At 42.6% G+C, this 2,449-nt stretch carries 2 protein-coding genes; both read left to right on the top strand.

What is annotated here, in order from left to right:
• The first annotated feature begins 48 nt into the window (after nucleotides 1–48).
• Complete coding sequence (locus TU75_RS27855; RefSeq protein ID WP_162276119.1) at nucleotides 49–573, top strand: hypothetical protein; 525 nt, start codon at nucleotides 49–51, stop codon at nucleotides 571–573.
• Nucleotides 560–985, top strand: a complete 426-nt coding sequence (locus TU75_RS27590; RefSeq protein ID WP_141719220.1) for a hypothetical protein — start codon at nucleotides 560–562, stop codon at nucleotides 983–985. The genes TU75_RS27855 and TU75_RS27590 overlap by 14 nt, the downstream gene beginning before the upstream one ends.
• Nucleotides 986–2,449 lie beyond the last annotated feature (1,464 nt).

The following is a 2,449-nucleotide window of genomic DNA, read 5'->3' on the forward strand; positions in this document are numbered from 1 at the left end:
AAAGGAAGGAAAGTATTAATATCGCGCATAAGAACGCCGGTTTGGTAGATGTGTTTGCTCGCACGAACATCATCAATCAAATCGGCGTTCTTGTTTCTGTGTTTCCCGGGATTCCGTGAAGAACCAAAAAAAGGAGGCGTCAGCACAGCCGACAAAGTAGCTGAAGGCGAAGTGGGTACATATGGATCTACGGCACCTCGTAGCGTCGGTGATGGTCTCACCCTGGACCATATCCCTTCGTTTGCGGCTGTTAAAGAATCATTACGTCAGATGGGCGTTGAATTGACAGACGTTGAGTTGAAGGCCCTTCGCAATAATACCAATTGTGTTATCGTAAAAACTTGCAGTCATATGGCAGAGTCACGAACTTTTGGTGGGCGAAACAACCCCGAGAAAGTAAGGTTAGATGGCTCCAATCTTTATAAGGCAGCTGAAGCTGATATCGATACTTGGGTGCCTGTATGGAAAAGCGAAGGTTGGTCGGCTAGCAAGATTAAAAATACCCGGAAAGAACTTCACGAAGCTAATGAAAAGTTATTTCAAGAGATAGGTATTAAATATGAATCCAAATAAATACATAAGTACGCCATTAATTAAAGCGCTGGAGAGCTTTAGAAAGAGCATCTCAATAGTTTACTACGCGAAAGTTGAAAGTGATGAGTTTTTGAAATTGCCGGAGTGTGGTGTTTACTTTCAGGCTGGCGATGATGGTGTAATTGCAGCCTATAGAGTTTATTATCAGGCGGTTGGGGAGTATTATCCGGCTTCCTCTGAAACTAAAAAAGCGTGTTTGGATCTTGAAACCATTGAAGATGCGACTACTCATTTTGGTGCTCCCTCACGCGATGTACCTTCCATAAAAATTCCAGGACGGGCCCCTACAAGCCCTGGATGTGAGTTTATAGTGAGGGAGCAAGTGGTGACTGTTTATTATGATGCTGATAGCGGGTTTGTTAGTTATATTCATGTGAAGAAAGAATTTTAATAGAAGTGCTTGGCGCAAAAATAAGTGCTGCGGGAGAGAAAAGTGATCAAGCCAAAGCCCAGATTACAGGCGTGTTTCTGGTGATAGGAGTTGTTGCAAAGTTTATAGGTTCGCTAGTGTATTAATCAAAGGTTGGTGTTTGGGATTTTGGTTGGGCTGATATTGCAGATCTGTTTCCGGGTGTTTTTGCTTACGCGATCCCTGTTGGGATAGGCATTTGGACGCTGTCATGGCTGAAGAAAATTAAATAATCTATCCTTTTATTCCCCCTTTTATTGAATGGAAGAAAGTTTTGAAAATTTATATATGGTTGCTGATCTTATTGTTGGCAGCCTTAATTGGCTGCGCACCTTCCCGTTCCAATTGGGAAAATGGAATGAACCTCAGGGTAGGTACTCAGTTCGATTCCCACCTTTACAAGCACTGCACACGAGGATGTGGCGACTCATATTGGTCGCCTGTAAATAATAAGCGGACGTTTGATAAGGTTGTTGATGAAAGCGGAGGCAAGCGGTATTACATAACCTGGATTAGGGATTGTCGATATTCGGTTTTTGTCGCTGCCGATCGGTCAATAAAGTCATGGAGGTACGAAACCTCTAACGTAAAAGGATGTTATGTATTTTAGCTGCTGTCTGAAGCGGAGAAAAAGTATGAGCGAAGTTATCGTCGCAATGGTATTTATGTTTTTGGTCGCGGGATGCGCGCCCTCGCGCTCAGCGTGGGTGTCCAGTAAGCACAGATGGATCGGATCCAGCTTTGATTCTCACGTATACAGCATTTGCTCCAGCACGCCACATACATGTACTGAGCCGTTTTGGTCTCCCGCCAACAACGATAAACGTTCGATAGGGTAACAAAGGAAAGCAGCTGTGCACGCTAATCTATAACTTGGGCCAGCGATTGCCGCTATTCGGTATTTGTATCGCCCGAAAGTAAGATAGTCTCATGGCAGTATGAAACTAGTTACCTTGAAAATTGTTATATCTTCTATAGTGAAAAAGGAGAGTTTTATTTTAATTTGAGTTGATAGTAGAAAGTGGTTTAATAAATCTGTCCCTTTTTTTGTTTTTCCTTACAGTTGCAGAGTTGAAGGTTGGGCTAATGTACACACGATATGATCATAGCTAATGATCTTGAGAAGAAACTGTCCGCAGATTTCGACGTATTCAGCATTTCTAAATTTGCGTTGGAAATTTATCAGCATCATGGATTAGAAATTACTCCTCCGGAAGATCGAATACTTCTCTCATTGATGGCAATGTAAGAAGGGAAAGCGTTTGAGCTGACTGAGTCTGAATTCTTAGATCTGATTTCGGAGCTCAGAATTCCGGGATAAAAAAAGGTTCTTCACGGAATCCCGGGAAACACAGAAACAAGAACGCCGATTTGATTGATGATGTTCGTGCGAGCAAACACATCTACCAAACCGGCGTTCTTATGCGCGATATTAATACTTTCCTT

This window comes from Pseudomonas poae (genome assembly GCF_001439785.1).
In the GTDB taxonomy this organism is placed as follows: domain Bacteria; phylum Pseudomonadota; class Gammaproteobacteria; order Pseudomonadales; family Pseudomonadaceae; genus Aquipseudomonas; species Aquipseudomonas poae.

Bases quoted from the DNA above. Each gene is read 5' to 3' on its own strand.
- TU75_RS27855 (WP_162276119.1), top strand. From the start codon at position 49: ATGTGTTTGCTCGCACGAACATCATCAATCAAATCGGCGTTCTTGTTT.
- TU75_RS27590 (WP_141719220.1), top strand. From the start codon at position 560: ATGAATCCAAATAAATACATAAGTACGCCATTAATTAAAGCGCTGGAG.